We start from the raw sequence: 22,254 nt of genomic DNA on the forward strand, positions 1-22,254 counted from the left end.
GGCTTTCAATATGGGTTTGCCGATCACCATCGGACCTATGTTGCCATATATGGCAGTATTTTTCACATAAGAAATTTTTCGTTCCGGTAATGGACAGCCGGTCTTCGGCTCTGTAATTGTGTGGCAAAAGATAATATCAGGGACTGGACATGATCAACCGCCGTTCGCTTCTCACCTCCGCGACCGCTGTCGGGCTGGGCGCTTCCGTACTGCCTGCCTTTGCGATCGCCGCAGATAAACCCGCGCCGGTAGCCTATGGGCCCGCAGCCGACGCCGGTGTCCGCGAAGTCCTGTCCCTGAACAAAGGCTGGCGTTTTCTGGAAGGCGACGTGCCGTTTCCGAAAATCATGGGCCATGAACCGTCATACAGCAATGCCAAGGCGGGCGCCGCCTGGGGCGCTGCCGCGACGACCTATGACGACAGCGAATGGCAGACCGTCAACCTGCCGCACGATTTCGCCAGCTTTCAGTTGCCAGACAAGGATGCAAACCTGGCGCAGGGTTATCGAAAACGCGGCATCGCCTGGTATCGCAACCTGCTGAAGTTCGAGGAAAGCGATCGCGGCAAGCATATCGAACTGCAACTGGACGGTATTTCGACACACGCGACGGTCTGGCTGAACGGCTCGATCGTCAACCGCAACTGGTCGGGCTATAATTCGATCTATGTCGACATTACGCCCTACGTTTCCTACGGCCAGGCGCTCAACTCGCTGGTGATCCGCGTCGATGCCGACACCATGCAGGGCTGGTGGTACGAAGGCGCCGGCATCTATCGCAACACCTGGATCGTCAAACGCAGTCCCGTCCACATCATCACCGACGGCGTCTATGCCCACCCGGTAAAAGACGGCGCGCAATGGCGCATTCCCGTTGAAGTGACGCTGAACAATTCGGGCAAGGCGGCGCAGGCGGTCGAGGTCGTTTCAACCCTGCACGATGCCGAGGGCAAGCCGGTTGCCGATACCCGTTTTACCGCCCAGGTCGAAGCGCTTAAGAACGCTGTCGCCACGGGCAGTCTCGCGGTCAGCAATCCTGACCTGTGGAGCATCGAGACGCCCAACCTGTACAGCGTCAAAACCCAGGTCTTCAGTGGCGGCAAATTGTTGGATGAGGTGACGACGCCTGCCGGCTTCCGCACCCAGCGCTTCGATGCCGACAAGGGCTTCTTCCTCAACGACCAGCCCGTCAAACTCAAGGGCGTATGCATCCACCAGGACCATGCCGGGGTCGGCGTGGCTGTGCCTTACGGCGTGGTGCAGTACCGCTTGCAACGCCTGAAGGACCTCGGCTGCAACGCCATACGCTGCTCACACAATGCCCAGGACAAGGCGTTTTACGAACTGTGCGACCGCATGGGCTTCCTGCTCATGGATGAGAACCGGGTCTTCAATGCCTCGCCGATCCACATGGCGGAGCTGGAATGGCTGGTCAGGCGCGACCGCAACCATCCGTCCATCATCCTGTGGTCGGTGTTCAACGAGGAACCGATCCAGGGTACCGAGCAGGGTTATGAAATGGTCCGGCGCATGAGCGCCCTGGTCAAGACGCTCGACACGACGCGCCCGGTCACCGCCGCCATGAACGATGGCCTGTTCACGCCTCTGAACGTGTCTCATGCTGTCGATGTCGTCGGGCTCAACTATCAATACCAATCCTATGACGCGTTTCACAAGGCGCACCCCGATGTGCCGATGACATCGTCGGAGGATGCCTCCGCCTTCATGCTTCGTGGCGAGTACACGACCGTAAAAGACAAGAACCTGGTCGCCTCCTATGACGACGATGCCGCTTATTGGGGCACGACGCACCGCGCCGGCTGGAAGGCCATCGCCGAGCGTGACTTCGTTGCCGGCGCCTTCGTCTGGACAGGCTTCGACTATCACGGCGAGTCGACGCCGTACCAATGGCCGTCAAACTCGTCCTTTTTCGGCATCATGGACCTGTGCGGTTTCGAAAAGACCGCCTTCTGGCTGCACAAGGCACAGTGGACCAGGGAGCCGGTTCTCTACCTGGCGCCGCACTGGAACTGGGCCGGCCGCGAAGGCCAGGAGATCCGGATCATGGCCTTCCACAATATGGACGAGGTCGAGGTCTTCCTGAACGAAAAGTCGCTGGGGCGGCAAAAGGGCGACATCTATGAGATGAACCGCTGGACGGCGGCCTATGCGCCCGGAAAGCTGATGGCCGTCGGCTATCGCGGCGGCAAGCCGATCAAAAAGTTCGAGGTCGAAACGACCGGCGCGGCGGTCAGCCTGCGCCTGACGCCGTATCGCACCACCATGGCTGGCGACGGGCTGGATGCCCAGCCGTTCAAGGTCGAGGCCCTGGATGCCAAGGGACGGCCCGTGCCCATCGCGCAGAACCAGATCACCTTCAAGGTTGAAGGCGGCGACATCATCGGCCTCGGCAACGGCAATCCCAACGATACCTCCAGCGAAAAGGGCAATACCCGCGCCCTGTTCAATGGCCTGGCGCAGGTCATCGTCCAGACGCGCGAAGGCGGCTCCGGCAAGCTGAAGGTCACCGCGATGGCGGACGGCCTGAAACCCGCAACGGTTTCGGTCGACGTCCGCAAGGCCGAGCCCTGGCCCTACCAGGCCGTTTCGGGCAGCGCGCAGATTACCGAAAACTGGCGCCGTGCGCCCGAACAGACGACACCGATCGATCCCAATCTGCGCCCTGCCAATAACGACATGAACTCGTGGGGCTGGTTCCGGGCGGGCGTGCCTTTCCGTGCGCCGGACAAGGACCTCTATGTCCTTTGCGCCGTCGAGGTCGAGCCCTTCGCTAAGGTCCGCAAGAACGGCGGCGTCGTCGAATGTCTCAAGCTGGTCGGCCCGTGCATTCTCTATATCGACGGCCTGAAAGCGGCGGAAAAGACGACCTCGGGCGAAGGAAGCCTCAGCGCGCCCTTACCCGCTGGCAAAAACAAGGTCCGCCTGAGCATACAATTCCGCGCCAGCGCCGGACAGCCCTACGGTTTTGGCGACATCGTCCGCATACGAGTCTAGGGTCCAAACCTGATTGAGTACGGACCCTGGATCACCGGTTCTATAGGTGTAGCTTCCGGCGGGCGTCCGGGGGAAATGGGTCTGCTGTCGCCCAGAGCCGGACGCGCAAATCCCTGTCGCCCCCGGTCCGCCATTTCTCGTAGCAAAGGGCAGTTCAGCGGACGGGGAGTTCCGCCAGCCCCTTCACCGCAGTTACGACGACCTTTCGTGCTTGCGCCGAAAGACGCTCGAAATAGTTCAGCATTTCGATGCCCTCGGGCGATGTAGCGGACGGAAGGTGTTTGGCGTCTGATGAAACTGTTCCGGGGACGCCATCGCCGTCAAGGCCTTCAAAGAAATACGCAATGGGAACCTCAAGTGCGACGGCAATTTCATGTAGCTTCGACGCGCTGATGCGGTTATTGCCACGCTCATATTTTTGCAATTGCTGGAAGCTTAGTCCGAGGTGCGAGGCAAGCCAATGTTGGCCACGGCGCAGCTCCAGGCGCCGTTCGCGAACACGCTGGCCAACATGAACATCAATCGGGTGGGGGGTGGGGGCCGTCTTATGCAACCAGTTCCTCAACGTTCTTTTTGACGCCGACGGACGCGGATTTCACAGCGCCAAAAGCGCGATTTATGCGGTCCAGACTTTGTTCGATTTCATAAACAGCCGAAACGGCCGAATTCATGTTGCCCGAAATTTCTCCGGTTACCGCATGCTGTTCCTCGATGGCCCCCGCGACACTGGTTACGTTATCGAGAACTTGATTCATCGAGCCCGATATCAAGGTCAAGGCACCAACCACTTCAGTACTGACGGTCTGAATCTTTTCGATCTCGGCTCCAATCGTTTTCGTTGACGCGGCCGCCTGATTGGCAAGGGATTTCACCTCGGATGCCACGACAGCGAAGCCCTTGCCGGCGTCGCCTGCACGCGCGGACTCAATCGTCGCGTTCAAAGCCAGGAGATTGATCTGCGACGCAATCCCTTGAATGAATTCGACAATCCCGGTCATGTCTCCGGCGGATTGCTGCAAACTCGATGCGAACGTATTGGCATTTTCGGCGTGCTTGAAGACACCCTCGACACTGGCCCGGGCGGTCGTCATATTTTCGGCGATTTCACGCACGCTGGCGCTGAGTTCCTCCGACGCGGCGGCAACGGCGTTGACCATGCCGCTGGTTTGAGTCGACGCACTGGACGCGCTGGTTGCCAAATGGCCGGCATCGTTCATCTGGGCCAGAACGCCGTCCAGATCGCCGTCAATTTCCCGGCCGATAGACTCGTTTCGCAAGCGTCGGTTAACCTGCTCAGTCACGTCAGTCGCGAACTTCGCTACCTTTACGACCGTACCTGTGTCGTCAAAAACGGGATTATAAGATGCCTGGATATAGACCAGGCGTCCTCCCTTGCCGATGCGTTTGAACTCTTCGGCGATAAACTCACCTGCCGCCAGCCTTTTCCAGAATTGCTGGTACTCTGAAGAGCCGCCATAAGCAGGATCGCAAAACATTTGATGATGCTTGCCGATAATTTCATCGAGCCTGTAACCGAGCGCCTTCAAGAAGTTTTCATTGGCCTTGAGTATCTCACCAGAGGGGGTGAACTCGATGATCGCCTGGGCCCGATCAAGGGCCTGAATCTTACCGGCAAAATCGATGGCCTGGAGCTTTGCATCTGTAATATCGGAGGCAAATTTAATGATCTTTGTTACTTTGCCACGCTTATCCCTTATCGGGTTGTACGTCGCCTGCAGCCAAACAACGCGGCCGCCCTTGGCAAAGCGTTTGAACGCATCGGACTGAAAAATTCCAGCTCCGAGGTCGCGCCAAAACTGACGATATTCCTGGCTTTGTACGTATCCCGGATCGCAAAACATTTCATGATGCTTTCCCACAACGTCTTCTCGGCGGAACCCCATCACCTTCAGAAAGTTGTCGTTCGCATTCAAGACGCGCCCGTCAATTGAAAACTCTATAACGGCTTGCGAAGCGTTAAGCGCTCCTATGATCTCGTTCTGTTGTCTGTGACGGCTAAAAAGCATCCGCTTTATCCCTGATTATTCCACTCATTCGCAGCTTAATTTCCCTATATTTTATAGGGCTTTATAGACGCGGCTCTGCATCCAATGCAAAGTGCTTATTCCTTTGAAATGTTACGGCGTAATCGCCATCGACGCGATCTCCAAAGTGGTTGACCTTTCGATGATGACGTGACTTTGCCCATTCGTATGTGATGAGAAATTGTCTTCGGGGCCTTATCAACGGGAACAAGTCCGATGACGAACGACCGTATGTTCACGCCATCTGAAAATTGGACCACTCCTCCGAACAACCTTCTACCCTCCTCCGAGACCAAAGCCTGATATCCAAAAATGGAGGGTGGTAGTTAATGTATCGTAAATAGAATTTTACAATGCGGTAAGATTCGAGTTTTGATGCGATAATCGCGGCATGGTTTAAGTATTCGCGCCTTCTATGGTTGTAATATCTGGTCTGTGTTGGAAAACTTCCCGGAAGAAAAGGAATGATGTAATTTTTTGCAAAAAAAAAATAGCCGGTGCCGTCTCGTTACCCGGACGGGGTTTCAGGTTAGCGGATCAATTTGAGTCGCAGGGCATCGGCGATGGCGTGCCCCCGGTTACGCGCACCCAATTTCTTGACAATAAGCTTGATGTAGCTGTTCACGGTCTCGGTGCTGAAATCCAGCTTTAGGCCGATCTCTTCGCTGGTCAATCCTCGTGACGCCAGCTCGAGGCAGGCGGTTTCTCCGGCTGTCAGGCCGATCTGCTGGTTAAAACCGGTAAGGACAGGTTCGGACAGGTCCTTGTGTATCTTGCGGGAAAACCACGATAGCACTGCCTTTTCGTTTTTTGAAAACGGTTCCGCGCGGGCGTATCCCGCTGTGCCGTAGAGTTCGCCGGCTTCATTCCATTGTGAAAATATTATCCGTGGGGGGATGTGATGTTGTTCCAGCAGGCGAACAAGCGCACGGACCTCCGGCTTTTCCTTGGCTTTAGCGGGCACCTCAGACCAGGCAAGGTCCGGGTTTTCCACAGTGACCAGAGTAAGTAAGGGGTCCGACCGCACCAACCCTGAGGAATGATAGGCGGCCACGCCCGCTTCGGGCATGTCGCTCATCAACACGATGTTTGCGCCTGTATGGCAGTTGTCGAGATCCACGCCGCTGAAGAAATAATAGTCGAAAGGAATGATCGTCCGCAGGTCTTCAATGATGCCGGGATCATAAGCCGGATGGCTTGCCTGGAGGTTGGCGAGTTCGCTTATGGCGAATTCGCGCGCGGCCAGCAGGCGTGTGCGGACATAGGACGGCATTGACATCGACCACGTGAATCGGAAGCGGTGGCGAATGCTAACGCGTGATGGGGGCGATTGCAAAAAAAGCGGTGCCGGACAGAGGGAGTGGAACGGGTTTGGTGTTGCAAAGCGGGCCGCCTGGCGTTCTAAATACTTTTTCTGTAGGTGATTTCGGTGTTTGGATAGTTAATACCTGTCATAAATATTGATATTTCCGTTGTGATTTCTGAAAGGTTACACGCTTGTGACAAGTGATTAGGCTATTGTTAGCAATTGCCCTCCATTTTGGAATAACTTGTTATTTGGTTTGGGGCGGCGGCGGCGGTTCCCAGGCCGTGGTCCGTGTGGACGGTGCAAGGGGGTGTTATGGCAGGCCTTGACCGGGTACGCTTTTTAGTTGTCGATGATAATGCGTACATGATCCATATTGTCGAAACCATCTTGCGCGGTTTCGGTGCGAAGCTGATCTTTACGGCGCGCGACGCGACCGAAGCTTTTCATAAGCTGAACAATGATGCCATCGACATTGTCGTCGTGGATTTCATGATGCCCCTGCTGGATGGCATCGACTTCATCAAATTGGTGCGGCAGTCGAGCGACAGCGGTAATCGCTTCGTGCCCATAATTATGCTGACGGCCTATACTGAGAAGAGCCGGGTTGAGAGCGCAAGGGACGCCGGAGCAAACGAGATCTGTTGTAAGCCGGTAACCGCCAACGAACTGTTCCGTAAAATAGTTTCCGTGGTTGACCATCCGCGACCATTCGTGAAGTCGTTAAACTACTTCGGGCCTGACCGCAGGCGGAAGACAGACAAGCATTACAGTGGCGAAGAGCGCCGCAAGGTTGCGGCTGAGCCAAGACCCGATCCTGCCGTTTCGCCACTCCCTGGGGATGATGCTTATCCGCAAGGCAATGCCGCCTAATTATTATCGGAAGTGGGCTTTCTTATAAGGGTTGGTGAGCCGCTATGGCGCGTCATTTGGTTACATTATTATTGTCTGATATGGACGCAGGCCGGTACGGATGCGCGAATTTGAGCCATCATCTTGCCTGCACCAGTGCGGCCCTATGGCCGAATTTCTATTCCGCGAGACGGGTCGGGCAGCTTGAGGCCTATATCCAGTCGAGCCTTCTGGCCTATCTGGACGGGTGTATCGACCGACGGCATATCAGTGGCCGCCTGACCATGCTGCTGGAAATGTCGGCCAGGCGCGATAGCCGGCTGACACATGTGATATCCTCAGACCTTTAATGGCATATCGCTGAAATTGGACAACTCGCCCTTGTCGGCAGGATGAACGCCACTACCAGCCGTGGCGACAGATTCGCGCACATCCGCTTCGGTCCAGTTACCGAGAACCGCGACTTTCGCCTTGGGCCATCAGGCGAACCGATCGCGCCCGTCCCGGCTGTGGCCGTCTGCATCTTGCGGCGTCGCTGGTCCTTTTACTCCGACGATTCTGGCGCTACGAAGGGCAGGTTGCTGACGATGTCGTCCAGAACGGAAACGGGAGACACAGACCATGGCCGTGAATCGTCGGGGTGCGCTTACAGGCGCAGGGCTGCTGGCCGCCGCACTGACGCAGCCTGCCATTGCCGCCGGGACCGGCAGCGGGCTTCGGGTGGCGGGGCTGAAAGCGAACAATGCCGCCGACCCCCTGGGCGTCGAAAGCCGGGATGTTCGCCTGTCATGGCAACTGATTTCGTCGCTCAAGGCCACAAAACAGACCGCCTGGCGCGTCGAGGTCGCTTCGTCAGAGGCGGCGCTGAAGGCCGGGCAGTCCGATCTTTGGGACAGCGGGCGCATTGCCGATGACGCGACGTTCGACATCACCTACGCCGGAAAGCCGCTGGTGTCGCGCCAGAGGGCGGCGTGGCGGGTCACCGTCTGGGATTCGCATGGCCGGACGGCCACCAGCACGCCTGCCTGCTGGGAAATGGGCCTGTTGTCGCCCGAAGACTGGCGCGCGCAATGGCTGGCGGCCGAAGACGCCGACATGCGCGGTGACCGTGAGGCCGGGTTTTACTGGATAACCGCCGGCAAGCCGCCGAAAGACCAGACGCAGCAGGTCCGCCTCGGCTTCACCCTGACGGCTGACGCCGGGGTCACGCTGATGATGACCGCCGGGGGCGGCGACCAGGTCTTTATCGACGGCGCGCCCGTTGCGTTGCCGCCGCGGCCGGCCACGGCGTGGGGACCACCACCGGCCGTCGAAACCACGGTCGCGCTGAAGGCCGGGCCGCACGTCCTGGCCATGGCCACCCGCGAAGCACAATGCGCCCTGATGGTTCGCGCCCGGGTCGCCGACGGCCGTGTGGTCCGCTACAGCGGCCTGGATGCGCGGGCGTCCTCGACGCAGCCCGATGGCTGGAACCTGCCGGGCTTCGATGACGCGGGGTGGCAGGGCGTTGCGCGCGCCCAGCGGACGGACCAGCCCTTGCCGGGCAAGGGCGCCTTCCTGATGCGCCGCGATTTTGCCGCCAAGGGCGCCGTGGCGCGCGCCCGGCTGTATGTCACCGCGCTCGGCGCCTGTGAGGCCTATATCAACGGCGTGCGCGTCGGCGACGGACTGCTGGCGCCCGAATGCATGGATTTCGCCAGGACGATCCGTTATCGCGTCTTCGACGTGACGCAGATGCTGAGGGACGGCGCCAACACCATCGGCGCCATGGTCGGCGATGGCTGGTACGGCAGCTATACCGGCCCGTTCGGACGGTTTGCGTTCGGCGAAGCGCCCCTGCGCCTTATCGCCCAGCTTGAGCTGACCTATGCCGACGGACAGGTGCAGACGGTCACCACGGACGAAGCCTGGACGCTCAGTGCATCGGCGGTGGTCAAGGCCGAGATCTACGACGGCGAATACTACGACGCGCGTCTGGAACAGCCCGGCTGGGCCGAGCCGGGTTTCGCAAGCGGGGCAGGGTGGGCGCCCGCGCGGATCGCGCCGCCGGTCACCGGGCGGCTGGAAGCCACGACCAGCCCGCCGATACGGCGGATACGGGCATTGAAGGCGCTGGCCGTCACGGCGATGAATGGCGCGTGGGTTATCGATTTCGGCCAGAACTTCGCCGGCTGGGTCCGGATCCGGGTGAAGGGGCAGGCGGGGCAGACGATTACGCTGAAATACGCCGAGATGCTGAAGGCGGACGGCAGTATCGACCAGGCCAATCTGCGCGGCGCCCGCGCCGTGGACACCTATGTGCTGAAGGGGGATCCGATAGGCGAGACCTGGGAGCCGCGCTTTACCTATCATGGCTTCCGCTATGTCGAGATATCCGGCTTGCCGGCAGGGTACATACCAGGCGAGGTCACCGGGATCGTCATCCATAGCGACCTGCGGGAAACCGGCCACCTGCGCATCGGCAACCCCATTATCCAGAAGCTGTGGCAGAACAGCCTGTGGAGCCAGAAATCGAACTTCATGGGGATCCCCACCGACTGTCCGCAACGCGATGAGCGCCTGGGCTGGATGGGCGACGCGCACGTCTTCTGGGACGCGGCGGCCTTCAACATGGATGTCGATGCCTTTACCCGGCGCTGGATGGCCGATGTCCGCGATGCGCAGTGGCCGGGCGGCGCCTTTGCCTTCATCGCGCCGAACACGATGCGCGACACCGGGCCGGACCAAGCCTCGCCGGGGTGGGCCGATGCCGGTGTCATCCTGCCCTGGACGGCGTGGCAGCGCTATGGCGACACGGCCATAATCGACCAGAACTGGGAGGCGATGACGCGCTACATCGGTTTTATCGAGGCGCACAGCGACAACCATATCTGGGCCAGGGGGCACGGCTGGGATTTCGGCGACTGGCTGGCACTGGATTCGCGCTGGCCGGGCGACCATACGACACCACCGGACCTGATCGGCACGGCGATGTGGAAGCATTCGACCGACGCCATGATCGACATGGCGCGGGCCACCGGCCGGACCGAGGCGGCGGAACGCTTTGCGGCCATGGCCGCCAGGATCGGCGAGGCCTTCGTGAAGACCTATGTCCGGCCGGATGGGACGGTCGGCAACGACTCCCAGACGGGCTACATCCTGGCCCTGAACTACGACCTGGTGCCCATGGATCTGCGCCCTGCGCTGGCGGCCCGGCTGCGCGACAACATCGTGCGGCGCGGCAACCTGTTGACGACGGGGTTCCTGGGCACGCCGGCCAGCCTCGACGTCCTGGCCGATGCGGGCCTTGATGCCACGGTCTACGACCTGTTGCTCAGGACGGACTATCCGTCCTGGGGCTATATGGTGATGAAGGGGGCGACGACGACGTGGGAGCGCTGGAACAGCGATGCCGGCGACGTCACCATGAATTCGTTCAACCACTATGCCCTGGGGGCGGTGATCGGCTTTGTCTATCGCCGCATCGCCGGCATTGATCCGATTGCGCCCGGTTTCAGCCGCTTTCGCGTCAATCCGGTGCTGGATGCGCGCATCGCATCCGGCGGGGCGGACTACGACGCCATGCCCGGCCGGATTTCGACCGACTGGACGCTGGGCAAGGGGCGTTTCAGGCTCAAGCTCCGCGTGCCGGCCAACAGCCACGCCGAGGTCCACCTGCCGGCGCCGGCGTTGGATCGTATCCGTGAGGACGGCCGGCCCGTTGCGTTGCGGTCGCTGGGCGTGCGCGATGGACGCGTCGTGCTTGAAGCCGGGTCGGGCGACTACGATTTCGCCGTGAAACTCTGAGCCTGTCGTGGGCTGAGAATGTCACAATAAATCAATCCTGTAAGTTGGTTTCTATCTCAGGCGTTGCCGATTAATCAGGTTTCAAATCCGTCTCAGAAAATCGGGCACCGCTTGGCAGCCGATCAATCTGGACCTCTGGGCGTCCGCTGGCGTTGACTGTGGTTCGAAGCCGGGTAGCTCTGCTCGGGAGTTTAGCGATCACTGACACATCTTGGTAGCTAAACTGAGGTGTTCGGCCGATCAGGAACGTGGGGGCATAATGATTTATGATCTTTTGGCCAGGTTTAAGGCCCTTTTTGATGTGACCGCGGTGCTTGCGGAGTTGTTGTCGGTTGGCCTTAGCGATGCCGTGGTGATCGAGTGATCGAGTGAGGGTGTCCTCGAATCGCAACCGCTTTGCCTCGCCAGTGCAGGATTGCGCCACGTAGGTCGCAAGGCTCTCGAGAAACAGGCCCTGGCAATGATAGAGCATCATTTCTTTGGATAGAGTTTCCCTATAGGCACGCGTTATGTTGGAACTTTCCGAAGCGCGGCGGTAGAACGCCATGGTTTGTGCCTCGAGAAAGCCTTCGTGAACAATTTCTGGCGGTGCCAACAAAAGGTAAAACGGTGTTGCTTGCGAAAGGCTGATCTGGCGACAAATGTGGTAGCCATAACATGTCGCAAATACACAGCTGAGATTGTTTTGAGTCGCTCGGTTGATTATCCGTAATTGGTCTGCCAGTCTTGGCCAGCTATAGCTTTCGGTCGCTGATAGTCTCAGGCCGTGATCAGGTGAGCCGTGCCCATCAAAATGAATTATGGGTCGCAAACCAACGACAGCGGCTGAAGCCGTCCTACTTAGGATCAGGTCTAGTTCCTGTGTCGTTTTCACCTCGTGTTGCTCGAAATGGAGTCGATTCATCACGCAATGAGGGATCAGGTCTTCGATGATGCGGTTTGAGGGGCCTCGTTGCTCTTCCGGCAACGACCGTATCCAGATTACGGCATTTATTTGAAGGGTCTCTGAAATTGTGAACACGGCGATCTCTTAGGCTCTATATCAGCGCGACGTGCGTGAAACCTTGCACCCTGGTTGCATGCACCCATCCCATGCTACCGTCTAACTATACATGAGTCGAGCCAGAGTGTCCCTGGACTGTGAGTACTAGGATAAGAAATGGAAATAATTTCTCAGGCGGCAATTGCGGCGGCGCCAGATTACAACGAGGCCGAGGTTCGGTTTCACATACTTGATCCAATACTTCGGGCTCTGGGCTATCCAGGTGCCGATGGTGTCTACGTCAAGCTCGAGCAAAAGCTAGAGTATCCTTATATCCACATCGGCCACAGATCGAAAAAAGATGTTCCTTTGGGCTTTCCCGATTACCGGGCAGGCTTAATGGGGGCACGGGGCAGTTTTATTGTCGAGGCCAAGGCGGGCCGCGTGCCGATAACCATTGCTGAAGTCGAGCAGGGGCATTCTTATGCAGCCCATTCGCAAATTGGCGCGAATTTCTTCGCCCTTGGCAACGGCATTGAAGTTCTCGTTTTCGAAACCCTGTCCGGACATAAAGCAGATCCAATTGTTCAAATACCAATCGCTGAAATAAACGCTCGCTTTCATGAGTTGGAGAACATCCTCGGTCCAGCTTGCCTCGAGAAGAATTGCCGTATCGCCTACGACCGAAAAATGAAGTTGTGCGACGGGCTTGCATCGTCGATGCGCCTTGGCTTTGGGAGGTATGATTTGACCGCTTACTCTTATCGCATTTTCGCTGACGGCAACGACGTGACGGAAATGATCAAGGCGCAGTTTCCGCTGATCGCCCAGTTGGATGAAAAGTTCGAATTTCTGCGCGAGAACTTCGATCTCAGAGTTACCGCGGGTGCTGTCGAACGAGGAGAGGATGGCCGCATCACTGCATATGCTGATTTTTTGGGCGCAACGAAAAACAACGCCGAGGCAATGAAAATGCTGGGCCTAGACCGAATTACGGTGGTCACAAACGAAAAGTTTTTGTCGCGTGACCCGGAGAAGCCGACCATCTTAGAAGCGACAAAACAGTTCCTCATTGCAAAAGGGGCAATGGTTGGCGATCTGTTGGGTCCTAAAACGCCTACAGACATCGAGATGGATGGAGAGGTTTTCATTCGAGCAGCGATGTGGATTGAGGACACCCAGGTATCCGGTGAATATTTAACGCTGACAAAATTGCGCCCCAAGCTGCCGTTTGGAATGTCTTTCGAGGTCGAGATCGACGTGGCTGGGATGTTGGAGATGGAGATCGTCGAGTAGCGTCACGGGATTTCGGTGATAGGATATCAATTGCGTTATTGTCAGTCTGAGAAGGGCCGAATGAATATCGATCCTGCAATTAATATCCTGCCACCGAAATCCCCGGTTTAACCGTCACGCGTCGCGTTGCCGCTCAAGGTAGACGCTGTCGCAAACACCGATATGGGTATTCCACGTCGCGTGCCCGTAGCCGGACTCCGTGAAGCCATGCCGTTTCAGCAATGTCAGTGACGCTGTGTTGCGCGGATCGACGTCAGCCGTCAGTTTCAGGACGTCCGGGCGCTCAAATATATGGGTGACGAAAGCGCTCATGGCTTCGGACGCCAGGCCCTGACCCCAATAGTCCGACGACAGGATAAACCCGATCTCCGGCAGTTCCCAGGCGCCGAGTTTGCCGATGGCCCGGCCCGCGTGCTCAATGATGAAGTCGTCGCTCTGGTGCGGTTGCGCCTGCATCATCGAGTCGATCCACTGTCCGGTTTCCGATCTTTCCGCGTGAGGCCCGCGAGACCAGTAGCGCATGGCATCCGCATCGCTGAATACGCGGTGGAGATCGTCGACATCAGACGTCCGGGCGCGCCGGAGGATGAGCCGTGGCGTGACAAGGCGGGTCATGGCACGGTCGTAATCGATCGTATCCGAAGCGTCAACGTGCGCGCCGGAGCCAGCGTTGCCGCACCTTGTTCGACGTGTGCTTTTGGCGCAAATGGTCATTCAGGCGCTGCAAATTCCCCGTCCCAGGGCAGGGAATTTTTTACTTCAGATCTGCGTGCCCTGCGGTTCGACCGCCATTGCAGCGGCAGTAGCGGATTCTCTGGGCTCTGGAGCGTCGGTGGATGATTTTATGCGGGGGCTCGGGGCCATACTGGATCGCTCGACCATCCACGGCTGGACCAGGGCCGGCGGAACTGGATTGTCATATCGCCCTAACTGGCCAGCCTTGGCAACCGGACGGTAAAAGTCGTGCCCTCGCTCTCGGTCGAAGTAACATCGATCGTGCCGCCGTGGGCGATGACGATCCCCTTTGAGATATAAAGGCCAAGCCCGAGGTTGACGGGTACCGCCGACTCGTTGGCGGGTTTGACAACGTCGCCTCGGGTCAGCGCTTCGAACATAGTGGCCTGCGCATCGGGGGTGATCGGAATGCCTTCGTTATGCACGGACAGCACGACTTCCTGTGCGAGGCCCTCAACCTTCAATGTAATGGGCGAGCGGTAGAAGCCATATTGCACGGCATTGCCGAGCAGGTTGGAAATGACCTGTCCCAGACGCGCCTTGTCCCATGAACCATCGAGATCACCCGACAGTTCGAGCACGAACTTGCGATGGGGGTGCAGGCTTTCCATCTCGTTGATCAGTTGCTTGCTGACATAGTTCAGATCGCATGTGTCCCGGATGATCGGAAAGCCTGTCCCGAGCCGCGAGCGGGTAAGGTCCAGCAGCGTATCGACGATGTCGAGCGCGCGTTCGGCGCTGTCGCCGATCTGCCCTTGCAGCATTTCCTGACGTTCACTGATGCCGCCCAGGCGCACAGTCAGTTCCGCCGAATTGGAAATGGCACCCAGCGGATTGCGCAGGTCATGACTGAGGATGCCCAGAAACAAGCCGCGAGAGGTTTCCAGTTTTCTAGAATAATCGTGGATCGATTCGGTCATGGCTTGATCGATCGCCTCATGAAACCGCGTCATGTCGTAGACGTCCTCACGGGTAAACTCCGGACCCGAGGCTTCCCAGTTCTTTACGATGCTGGCGCGAAGAGCGCGATACTCCGACACCATCTGGTTCATGTTGAAGCCGCCGTCGTGACGCAAGGCGGCATGGGCCTCAGCGGCAGTAGGGTATTGGCCCCGCTGTTTGTCGCCGTGCGACTTGACCACTTGCTCCTGTTCGGATTGGACGGTCTCGATATCAGTTGCGATAAAGGCGAGGATTTGTCGAATATGGTTGCGAAGGGCCAGCGGCCCCATTGTCTCGGCCGCAGGCACGAAAGCCTTGGCGAAGTTTTCCCATTCCTTGATTATGGGAGCGGGGTTGTCGCGGATGAAGTCGGCGAGGCGCATAATACATACCAGGACGTGAGTACACCGGTATTTCCGGTCTTAGCCATTAAGAGCACGTTCCCAAAATAAAGTTGAGCGATCCTTTTGAACGATGAGAACAAGACGAAATATTTGCGGGAATGAACTCGATTTTCTACTCATACTCCTATTTGGCGCGATAGATAGTGCTGATTTACTTTGGCCAGGGCTAACCGTTGTCTCCGCCCGCCAGGCGTATACTCGCCCTGTTGACTGAACGCACACCTGCCGCCTTGCTGTGTTATCCTACCACCTGAACCATCGGCCGACTCTGATCTTTCCGATGAATGTGGTGTCGCGCAGCAGTCGACATCATGACCCGACATATGGTCGGGCCAGTTGACGCGACGCATGCCAATTGGTAAGTCCACTACATACACTATAAAGAGGAAGCGCCATGTCGCGATTTAGTCTTCTCCCACTCGCTTTCGCGGTTTTGATGGGCGCGTCCGGCATGGCATCGGCGGCTGTGGCCGAGACGGCCTGCAAGCCGGTACCGGGCGACACATCAAACAGGCTTACGGCGGCCGAGCGGTCCGAAGGCTGGACCCTGTTGTGGGACGGCAAGGATTTGAGCCAGTGGCGAAGCCTGAACAGCGACACGTTTCCACAATCGGGATGGACGGCGTGCGACGGCACCTTGACCATCCATGAGAAGGGCGGCGAGGAGGGGCGCGCAGGGGGCGATATCATCACCCGGAAACGCTATGCCGATTTCGAACTGAAGGTCGATTTCAGGATCACGCCCGGCGCCAACAGCGGCATCAAGATCTTCGCCCAGTCCGACCTGTCGCCGATCGACAAGTTCACCGGCAAACCCGTCAAGGTTGGCTCAGGCATCGGCATGGAGTTCCAGGTTCTCGACGACGCCCTGCATCCGGATGCCAAGCTCGGCAGGGACGGCAACCGGACGATCGGGTCGTTTTACGACGTGATTCCGGCGCCGAAGGACAAGCGGGTCAACCCCACAGGGGAATGGAACAATGCCAGGATCGTGGCGCAGGGCGACACGGTTACCTTCTGGCTGAACGGCAAACAGACCGTGTCCTTTGTGCGCGGGTCCGAGGCGTTCCGTGACGCCGTGAAGCAAAGCAAGTTCAGCGCGATTCCGGGCTTTGGCGAATGGCGTGACGGTCATATCCTGCTGCAGGATCACGGCAATACGGTATCTTTCCGCAATATAAAACTCCGCGAACTGCCGGCGCAATAATCGCAGCCGCAGGCGTGTAAAAACGGTTGAACAGGAGAGGCATGAAATGACTGGATCGATGGATCGCCGCGCGTTTGCGTCCGGCATCGTAGCGGCCACACTGGGCGCGGTGGCCATGCCGGCAATCGTCCGCGCAAGGGGCCTCAACGAGAAGGTCAACCTGGCGTGCTGCGGCATCGGTGGCCGCGGCGTCGATGTGATAAAAGGCCTTGAGGCGACGGGCCTGGTCAATGTCGTCGCGCTCTGTGACACCGACATGGGATCACCGGCGACGCAGGCCATTATCACTCAGTTTCCGAATGCGCGGAAGTTCCACGACTTCCGCCAGATGTTCGACCAGATGGGAAAAGAGTTCGACGCGGTCAGCATCGCCACCCCGGATTTTTCGCATTTTCCGATCGCGATGCAGGCCATGGCGTCAGGCAAGCACATCTATTGTGAAAAGCCGATGGGCCACAGCTTCCGTCAGATCCAGCTGATGATGGATGCCGAAAAGAAATATAAGGTGGCCGCGCAGATGGGAAACCAGGGCCATTCCGGCCAGGGCTATTTCCAGTTCGATGCCTGGGTCAAGGCCGGCATTATTCGCGACGTCACGAAGATCACCGCCTTCATGAACAGCCCCCGGCGGTGGCACGGCAAGGCCTTTACCGATTTTCTGCCGGCGCAGCCGGTGCCGCCTGGCCTTGACTATGAAACCTGGCTGGCGACGGCGAAAACGCACCCCTATAACCAGGGCTACATGATCGGCGAATGGCGGTCGTGGTACGATTTCGGCAACGGCGCCCTGGGTGACTGGGGCGCGCATATCTTTGATAACGCCCACGAATTCCTTGAACTGGGGCTGCCGACCGAAGTGGCGCCGATCTATACCCAGGGCCACAGCGCCTTCCTGTTCCCGCAGAACTCGACCCTGCGCTTCAGCTTCCCGGCGCGCGGCAAGAAGCCGCCGGTGGAACTGACCTGGTATGAGGGTCAGCAGAACTATCCGCCGCTGCCGGACAATTTCGGCGCGTCCGTGGTCGATCCCAATATTCCGCCGCCGACTTCGGGTTCCATCGAAACGAAGAAGCTGGCGCCCGGCAAGGTCATCTATGGCGACGGCGTGATCCTGAAGGGCGGTTCCCACGCCAGCGAAATGGAGATCATCGGCGGATCGCGGGCCAGCGATATCCTCAAATCCCTGCCCGAGGTTCCGAAGAGCCCGTCCGATCATTTTCTCAACTTCGTCCGCGCGGCGAAGGGCGAAGAGGTCTGCCGGTCGCGGTTCGCGATCGCCGGGCCGCTGTGCCAGGCGATGGCGCTGGGTGTCATTGCGCAACGCCTGAATACGGCTGTAGTGTTTGACAACAAGACCCGGCGGATCACCAACAATAAGCTGGCAAACGCGCTCCTGCACGGCGATGAGCCTCGTAAAGCGTGGCAACAATATTATAAGCTTTAGAGGCAGATGCCGTCGGCACCGGGTTGGACCGATTGCATCGTTGCAGAGCAGGCTTAAGTAATCAGCGAGAATGCTTTTTTAATCAGCATTTTGTTGAAGTTTTCGCATGCATTGATTTCGTTGGCAATTGCAGGCTTGACCCCGCGACCATGACCCAGAAACATTCACGGCGCAGTTCTTCCCATCCATGGATCGACACGGTCTGGCAGACCGTTTGCCTGACGGATGGGATTTACAAGGCGACGCCCGACGGGTCATGGGACCTCATCTTCCGCGTGATACCCGGCCAGGATCCCGTTGTCTTCCTGACCGGACAAGGCAAGGAACCCGTCGACGTTCCCTATGTGGCGGGCGAGTACGGCGTCGTTATCTCCTTTGCTGCGCATGTCTATGTCAGTGAGGGTGCGAAGGCGCCGTTGCAGTTCCTGCCGGTGGAGCAGGATCGCTTTATTCTCAATGGCGTTGCGCTGCCGTTACCCAGCTTTGAAAACGCCGAAGACCTTACGGACAGGATGCTCGCCGCCGGGCGCCTGCGGTCCGATGACGTCGTCGCCAAGGCCTTCACCGCCAATCCAAAGGCAGCGTCGAAGCGATCGGTCCAGGAGCATTTCAAGAAGGTCACGGGCATCACCCAACAGGATTTTCAGTTGATCCGCCGTGCGCAGGAGGCCGTGCGCCGCCTGAAGGCCGGCGACAAGCCGGTGACCGTGGCGGCCGACCTCGGTTATACGGACCAGCCCCACATGATCAAATCCATCAAGAAGATCATGGGCCACCTGCCTTCGAACCTCGAGGCTGTTCACAAGATCTGACGGTCAGGACGCGGTGATGGGCATGCCCCAGAAGTGACCCAGCCGTGCGATCTCGGCATCAAGCAGCGTGCGCCAGCGTGCGTCCACTCCGGATGAGAATTCAAAGCTGACACGGCCGGATTTTGACCCCAGCGTCTTTTGCCAGGCGCCGGCGAGCCGGCCATTCAGCAGGATTGTCGGGCTGAAAAGCGTGAGTGCCGGGTCCGATGCGCCGCTTTGAAGGTCGTAGGCAGAGCGATCCTTGTAGCCAACCAGGATTTCGTCGAAGGCGGGCAGGAGGCGCAGCACGTCGCCGTCAGGGTCTGTCTGGGGCTGGCTCTCGACGTGCGACAGGAACGGCACGCCATCGACAACCCGTTCATGCAGCAGGCCGCCCGCCAGCCGGATCGCCTCACGCGCCACGGTCAGGGTAAGCCCGGTCCACCAGGCGAAATCCCGTTCCGTAGCCGGACTGTGGCTTTGGAAGTAGCGCACGGCCAGGGTCTTGAGCGCGATATCGCGGTCGGGCCGGTTGGATTTTCCGGGCGCCAGCCAGTCATCCAGGAGGACGAAGGCCGGTTGTTTGCCGTGATGCGCAGCATGGCAGATCAAACCCGATTGGGCCCAGAAGGTGAGAATTTGAATCCCTACGGTCTTTGTCGTCGCAATTCCGTCCTGCTCGAGTTTCGCATAGATTTCCGGCCGGGTCCGAGGGCCGTTGGCCAGGGCGGCTTCGAGGGTCTTGCGGGCCTGATCCAGCGTCTCCTGTCCGTGTCCTAGGCCGCGAAGCAGAGAGCGGACGCGGTCATTTTCGCGGGCGCCGGTAAGCGAAAGCATCCAGCGCAGATCGGCTGCGGGGACGAAGTGGATCGTCCCGCGCATGGGCCAGGTGCGGACAATCTCCTTGTCCGCAATCGCGCGGGTCACGTCTTCGGCGGTCAGTCCTTGTGATCGCTGTCCGACGGCCCAAAGTGCTGCGCCAAAATCCTGAGCCTGGATTGCGCCGAACCACTCGACGACCTGTGCCGCGGAGGCAGGCCGGGCGCCGACCAGGCGCTGGTTATGGCAACGCATCCGTGCGGTATCAAATGACATTGTATCCTCTGCCAGGTTTGGCGACGCGCCGTCCATGATCTACGCCCTTAGCTGCGAAAAGAACATGCGCAGGTCGGCGACAAGCACATCGGGCAGTTCCATCGCGGGGAAGTGGCCACCGTCGGAGCGGGACGTCCAATGGCTCAGGGCGTTCTGCGGATCCAGAAGCGGGCGTGTCAGGTCATCGGCATTGAATGCGATCACGCCTTTCGGCGTGGCGGTCTGGGCACCCCAGCCCATCGCCCTGAAACTCTCCCAGACGGCATGCGCCGATCCGGCGCCGCCACCACCGAACCAGTAGGTCGACGCGATGGCCAGGAACTGGTCGATGTCGACCGCGTCTTCGATCAGGGCCTTGTCCGGATCCGTCCACGCCGCGAATTTCTCCGCGATCCAGGCCAGCTGGCCAATGGGGGAATCGTTGAGTGCAAAGCCAAGCGTTTTGGGCCGCGACGATTGAATGGCGACATATCCGTTGCGATTGTCCATGCCGGCAAACCGTTTGGCAAGATCGGCCTTCTGCGCCGCGCTCAGATCGCCGCGTGCCAGTGCGGCGTCCTTCATGAACGAGGCGACGGCGACCGCGGTATCGCTGTCCGTTCCGGTGTGCAGGCCGATGACACGCCCCGCCGCACGGGTATCGACCTCGCCCGCGACGCCGGCGCCCATATCGGTGCCATGAACGGCAAAACGGTCATAGCCGAGGGCCGAGACGAGGGCGAGGACCGACTCGGCGACCTTGCCCATGCTCCAGCCGGCGGTCGTGGCGGCAGGGGACAAGCCGAAGCCCGGCATGGTCGGCGCAATCACGTGGAAGGCATCGGATGCCTTGCCGCCATGGGCGACCGGGTTGGCCAGCGCCTCGAAAACCTTCAGGTACTCCAGTCCGGAACTGGGCCAGCCGTGCAGCAGGACCAGCGGCACCGCACCGGGTTCGGGCGAACGCACGTGGAAGGCATGGATATCCTGGTGCTCATAGGAGAAGAGGACCTGGTCGAAGCGATTGATTGCCGCCTCATGCCTGGCCCAGTCGAAGGCGCGCCAGCTGACGGCAAGCCGGCGGAGATAGCTGCCGGGTATGCCGCGTTCCCAGCTGTCGCCATCGGGTTCAACCGGCCACCGCGCGTGCTGGAGGCGGGCCTTCAGGTCGGTCACCTGTTCTTCGGGGATCGAAATGCGGTACGGTGCGGGCTTCGTCATGGCCGTGGTCTCCCTGGGATGTGCGGAAGAGGCGCTGATGCCGCCCAGGAAGGCCGTCGCGGTCAGAAATTGGGTAAATTGGCGGCGGTTCATCGGGCTCCAGCCTCTTTTTCGATGACCGCAGTCTAGGGCCGGAGACCTCAGGATGATTGTAAAAATACGCGGATTTTGCGGGGGTGGGGTCAGCAGAATGGACCGCAATCCGACCGGCGGCATGGATGTCAGGCGAGGGCGCTGGCATCGACGCAAGCGGAAATGCTCATATTGCTCTACAGTGGCTCACAGGATAACCTGATTAGAGATAAGCTTTTATCGCTTTCTCTGAGATATTGGACGTCAGTGACTGTCCAGCAGGAGCAAAGCTTTTGTCATGCAGCCTCTGCGTCCTCCTCTGGCGGGTAAAGGTTAGCGAGTTTCTGATGCAGAGCTTGGATCGCCGGGAAGCCTGGTTCATCCGCCAGCCCGCTGATATCGTAATCGCGGCAAAAGGCGATGTCGCTGGCCGACATGTAGAACTCTTTCACCAGCACCTCTTCGATCTGCTGGGCCTCGTCGGTATATTCGCGTCCCTCGGGGTCTTGCGAGGTAAGCAGAAAGGCCTTGTAGCCCTCGCCAATGGCCAAGGAACTATGGCGCTGGATTTCCTGCACCGTGCGCAACACGTCACGCACTTTTCGGTCTAATTCGTCTTCGGAGTTGAAGAAGATGTTACCGTTGGCATGGGCGGTGTTGTTTCTCTCATCAACCAGCTTAACGTAGGTGCCGATCTTGGCGTTGTCGCACTGGATCAGCTTGAGGAACCGCAGCACCGACCGCTCATTTACCGCACTGAACACGAACGGCGAGGTCGCGTTCATCAGGTCCTTTTCAACTTCCTTATTAAACCCCACCATTGCTGTCTCGAAGGGGCCAGGACGGATCAGCCTAATTTGCCAAATGTTGAAATAGACAAAGCTCATCACCAACATGTGGTAGGCAAGGAAGGCGAACTGGTATTTGCCGTGCTCAACATTGCTGTTGAAGGCTTCTCAGAGGAAACGGATATAATCGCGCTCCTTCGTCGTGCGGTAGGACAGCGGAAGATAGTTTTCCAGCCGGGTTGCCTCCTCAATCATGCGGCGACCTCACCCTCTGCGTCACCCCAAGCACGGGCGA

Annotated in this window: 17 protein-coding genes; 8 read left to right on the plus strand and 9 right to left on the minus strand. The window is 58.8% G+C overall.

Translation table 11 applies throughout. The features are described from left to right. Nucleotides 1-149: 149 nt before the first annotated feature. Nucleotides 150-3,014 (plus strand): beta-galactosidase GalA, encoded by a 2,865-nt coding sequence (gene galA, locus AC1DON_RS07885; protein WP_476934230.1) that lies wholly within the window; start codon nt 150-152, stop codon nt 3,012-3,014. Between the two features lie 154 nt (nt 3,015-3,168). Here galA and AC1DON_RS07890 read toward each other — a convergent pair whose 3' ends face one another. From AC1DON_RS07890 to AC1DON_RS07900, 3 genes are all read right to left on the minus strand, one after another. Then, entirely contained in the window at nt 3,169-3,567 is a 399-nt protein-coding gene (locus AC1DON_RS07890) for a helix-turn-helix domain-containing protein (RefSeq protein ID WP_476934231.1), read from the minus strand. Next, entirely contained in the window at nt 3,560-5,041 is a 1,482-nt protein-coding gene (locus tag AC1DON_RS07895) for a methyl-accepting chemotaxis protein (RefSeq protein WP_476934232.1), read from the minus strand. The genes AC1DON_RS07890 and AC1DON_RS07895 overlap by 8 nt, the downstream gene beginning before the upstream one ends. 547 nt (nt 5,042-5,588) lie before the next feature. Beyond that, a complete protein-coding gene (locus tag AC1DON_RS07900) occupies nt 5,589-6,332 on the minus strand; it encodes a helix-turn-helix transcriptional regulator (RefSeq protein WP_476934233.1) in 744 nt (247 codons plus the stop codon). A gap of 348 nt (nt 6,333-6,680) precedes the next feature. On the opposite strand from AC1DON_RS07900, the gene AC1DON_RS07905 reads away from it, so the two are divergent. The 3 genes from AC1DON_RS07905 to AC1DON_RS07915 all read left to right on the plus strand — a co-directional run bounded on the left by AC1DON_RS07905 (nt 6,681) and on the right by AC1DON_RS07915 (nt 11,003). After that, nucleotides 6,681-7,238 carry a response regulator gene (locus AC1DON_RS07905; RefSeq protein WP_476934234.1) on the plus strand — a complete coding sequence of 186 codons (558 nt, stop codon included), beginning with the start codon at nt 6,681-6,683 and terminating at the stop codon, nt 7,236-7,238. Nucleotides 7,239-7,348: 110 nt separating this feature from the next. Further along, nucleotides 7,349-7,567: a hypothetical protein gene (locus AC1DON_RS07910; protein ID WP_476934235.1), complete on the plus strand. Its 219-nt coding sequence runs from the start codon at nt 7,349-7,351 to the stop codon at nt 7,565-7,567. 271 nt (nt 7,568-7,838) lie between these two features. Continuing rightward, nucleotides 7,839-11,003 carry an alpha-L-rhamnosidase gene (locus AC1DON_RS07915; RefSeq protein ID WP_476934236.1) on the plus strand — a complete coding sequence of 1,055 codons (3,165 nt, stop codon included), beginning with the start codon at nt 7,839-7,841 and terminating at the stop codon, nt 11,001-11,003. A 70-nt stretch (nt 11,004-11,073) separates the two neighbouring features. Here the strand turns inward: AC1DON_RS07915 and AC1DON_RS07920 are convergent, their stop codons facing one another. After that, on the minus strand, nt 11,074-12,024 hold the full coding sequence (locus AC1DON_RS07920) for a hypothetical protein (RefSeq protein ID WP_476934237.1): 951 nt from the start codon (nt 12,022-12,024) through the stop codon (nt 11,074-11,076). Nucleotides 12,025-12,162: 138 nt separating this feature from the next. Here AC1DON_RS07920 and AC1DON_RS07925 point away from each other — a divergent pair, with 138 nt between their 5' ends. Then, nucleotides 12,163-13,281 (plus strand): hypothetical protein, encoded by a 1,119-nt coding sequence (locus AC1DON_RS07925; protein WP_476934238.1) that lies wholly within the window; start codon nt 12,163-12,165, stop codon nt 13,279-13,281. Nucleotides 13,282-13,395: 114 nt separating this feature from the next. Here the strand turns inward: AC1DON_RS07925 and AC1DON_RS07930 are convergent, their stop codons facing one another. Then, nucleotides 13,396-13,896, minus strand: a complete 501-nt coding sequence (locus tag AC1DON_RS07930) for a GNAT family N-acetyltransferase (RefSeq protein ID WP_476934239.1) — start codon at nt 13,894-13,896, stop codon at nt 13,396-13,398. Nucleotides 13,897-14,207: 311 nt separating this feature from the next. Then, nucleotides 14,208-15,341 (minus strand): sensor histidine kinase, encoded by a 1,134-nt coding sequence (locus tag AC1DON_RS07935; RefSeq protein WP_476934240.1) that lies wholly within the window; start codon nt 15,339-15,341, stop codon nt 14,208-14,210. A 415-nt stretch (nt 15,342-15,756) separates the two neighbouring features. Between AC1DON_RS07935 and AC1DON_RS07940 the strand changes: the two genes are divergently transcribed. The 3 genes from AC1DON_RS07940 to AC1DON_RS07950 all read left to right on the plus strand — a co-directional run bounded on the left by AC1DON_RS07940 (nt 15,757) and on the right by AC1DON_RS07950 (nt 18,825). Further along, nucleotides 15,757-16,569, plus strand: coding sequence for a 3-keto-disaccharide hydrolase (locus AC1DON_RS07940; protein ID WP_476934241.1), 813 nt, complete (start codon nt 15,757-15,759; stop codon nt 16,567-16,569). Nucleotides 16,570-16,615: 46 nt separating this feature from the next. Then, complete coding sequence (locus AC1DON_RS07945) at nt 16,616-18,013, plus strand: Gfo/Idh/MocA family oxidoreductase (RefSeq protein ID WP_476934242.1); 1,398 nt, start codon at nt 16,616-16,618, stop codon at nt 18,011-18,013. 149 nt (nt 18,014-18,162) lie between these two features. Beyond that, on the plus strand, nt 18,163-18,825 hold the full coding sequence (locus AC1DON_RS07950; protein ID WP_476934243.1) for a helix-turn-helix domain-containing protein: 663 nt from the start codon (nt 18,163-18,165) through the stop codon (nt 18,823-18,825). A gap of 3 nt (nt 18,826-18,828) precedes the next feature. On the opposite strand, the gene AC1DON_RS07955 is transcribed toward AC1DON_RS07950, so the two are convergent. From AC1DON_RS07955 to AC1DON_RS07965, 3 genes are all read right to left on the minus strand, one after another. Further along, nucleotides 18,829-19,899 (minus strand): winged helix DNA-binding domain-containing protein, encoded by a 1,071-nt coding sequence (locus AC1DON_RS07955; RefSeq protein WP_476934244.1) that lies wholly within the window; start codon nt 19,897-19,899, stop codon nt 18,829-18,831. A gap of 39 nt (nt 19,900-19,938) precedes the next feature. Then, nucleotides 19,939-21,192: an epoxide hydrolase family protein gene (locus AC1DON_RS07960; RefSeq protein WP_476934245.1), complete on the minus strand. Its 1,254-nt coding sequence runs from the start codon at nt 21,190-21,192 to the stop codon at nt 19,939-19,941. A gap of 275 nt (nt 21,193-21,467) precedes the next feature. Continuing rightward, nucleotides 21,468-22,067, minus strand: a complete 600-nt coding sequence (locus tag AC1DON_RS07965; RefSeq protein ID WP_476934246.1) for a hypothetical protein — start codon at nt 22,065-22,067, stop codon at nt 21,468-21,470. Between the last annotated feature and the right edge of the window lie 187 nt (nt 22,068-22,254).

It is taken from the genome of Asticcacaulis sp. P4_H10 (assembly GCF_056400965.1).

Coding starts and splice junctions, on each gene's coding strand:
- galA (WP_476934230.1), top strand. CDS start 150: ATGATCAACCGCCGTTCGCTTCTCACCTCCGCGACCGCTGTCGGGCTG.
- AC1DON_RS07895 (WP_476934232.1), bottom strand. CDS start 5,041: ATGCTTTTTAGCCGTCACAGACAACAGAACGAGATCATAGGAGCGCTT.
- AC1DON_RS07900 (WP_476934233.1), bottom strand. CDS start 6,332: ATGCCGTCCTATGTCCGCACACGCCTGCTGGCCGCGCGCGAATTCGCC.
- AC1DON_RS07905 (WP_476934234.1), top strand. CDS start 6,681: ATGGCAGGCCTTGACCGGGTACGCTTTTTAGTTGTCGATGATAATGCG.
- AC1DON_RS07915 (WP_476934236.1), top strand. CDS start 7,839: ATGGCCGTGAATCGTCGGGGTGCGCTTACAGGCGCAGGGCTGCTGGCC.
- AC1DON_RS07925 (WP_476934238.1), top strand. CDS start 12,163: ATGGAAATAATTTCTCAGGCGGCAATTGCGGCGGCGCCAGATTACAAC.
- AC1DON_RS07930 (WP_476934239.1), bottom strand. CDS start 13,896: ATGACCCGCCTTGTCACGCCACGGCTCATCCTCCGGCGCGCCCGGACG.
- AC1DON_RS07935 (WP_476934240.1), bottom strand. CDS start 15,341: ATGCGCCTCGCCGACTTCATCCGCGACAACCCCGCTCCCATAATCAAG.
- AC1DON_RS07940 (WP_476934241.1), top strand. CDS start 15,757: ATGTCGCGATTTAGTCTTCTCCCACTCGCTTTCGCGGTTTTGATGGGC.
- AC1DON_RS07945 (WP_476934242.1), top strand. CDS start 16,616: ATGACTGGATCGATGGATCGCCGCGCGTTTGCGTCCGGCATCGTAGCG.
- AC1DON_RS07950 (WP_476934243.1), top strand. CDS start 18,163: ATGACCCAGAAACATTCACGGCGCAGTTCTTCCCATCCATGGATCGAC.
- AC1DON_RS07955 (WP_476934244.1), bottom strand. CDS start 19,899: ATGTCATTTGATACCGCACGGATGCGTTGCCATAACCAGCGCCTGGTC.
- AC1DON_RS07960 (WP_476934245.1), bottom strand. CDS start 21,192: ATGAACCGCCGCCAATTTACCCAATTTCTGACCGCGACGGCCTTCCTG.
- AC1DON_RS07965 (WP_476934246.1), bottom strand. CDS start 22,067: ATGTTGGTGATGAGCTTTGTCTATTTCAACATTTGGCAAATTAGGCTG.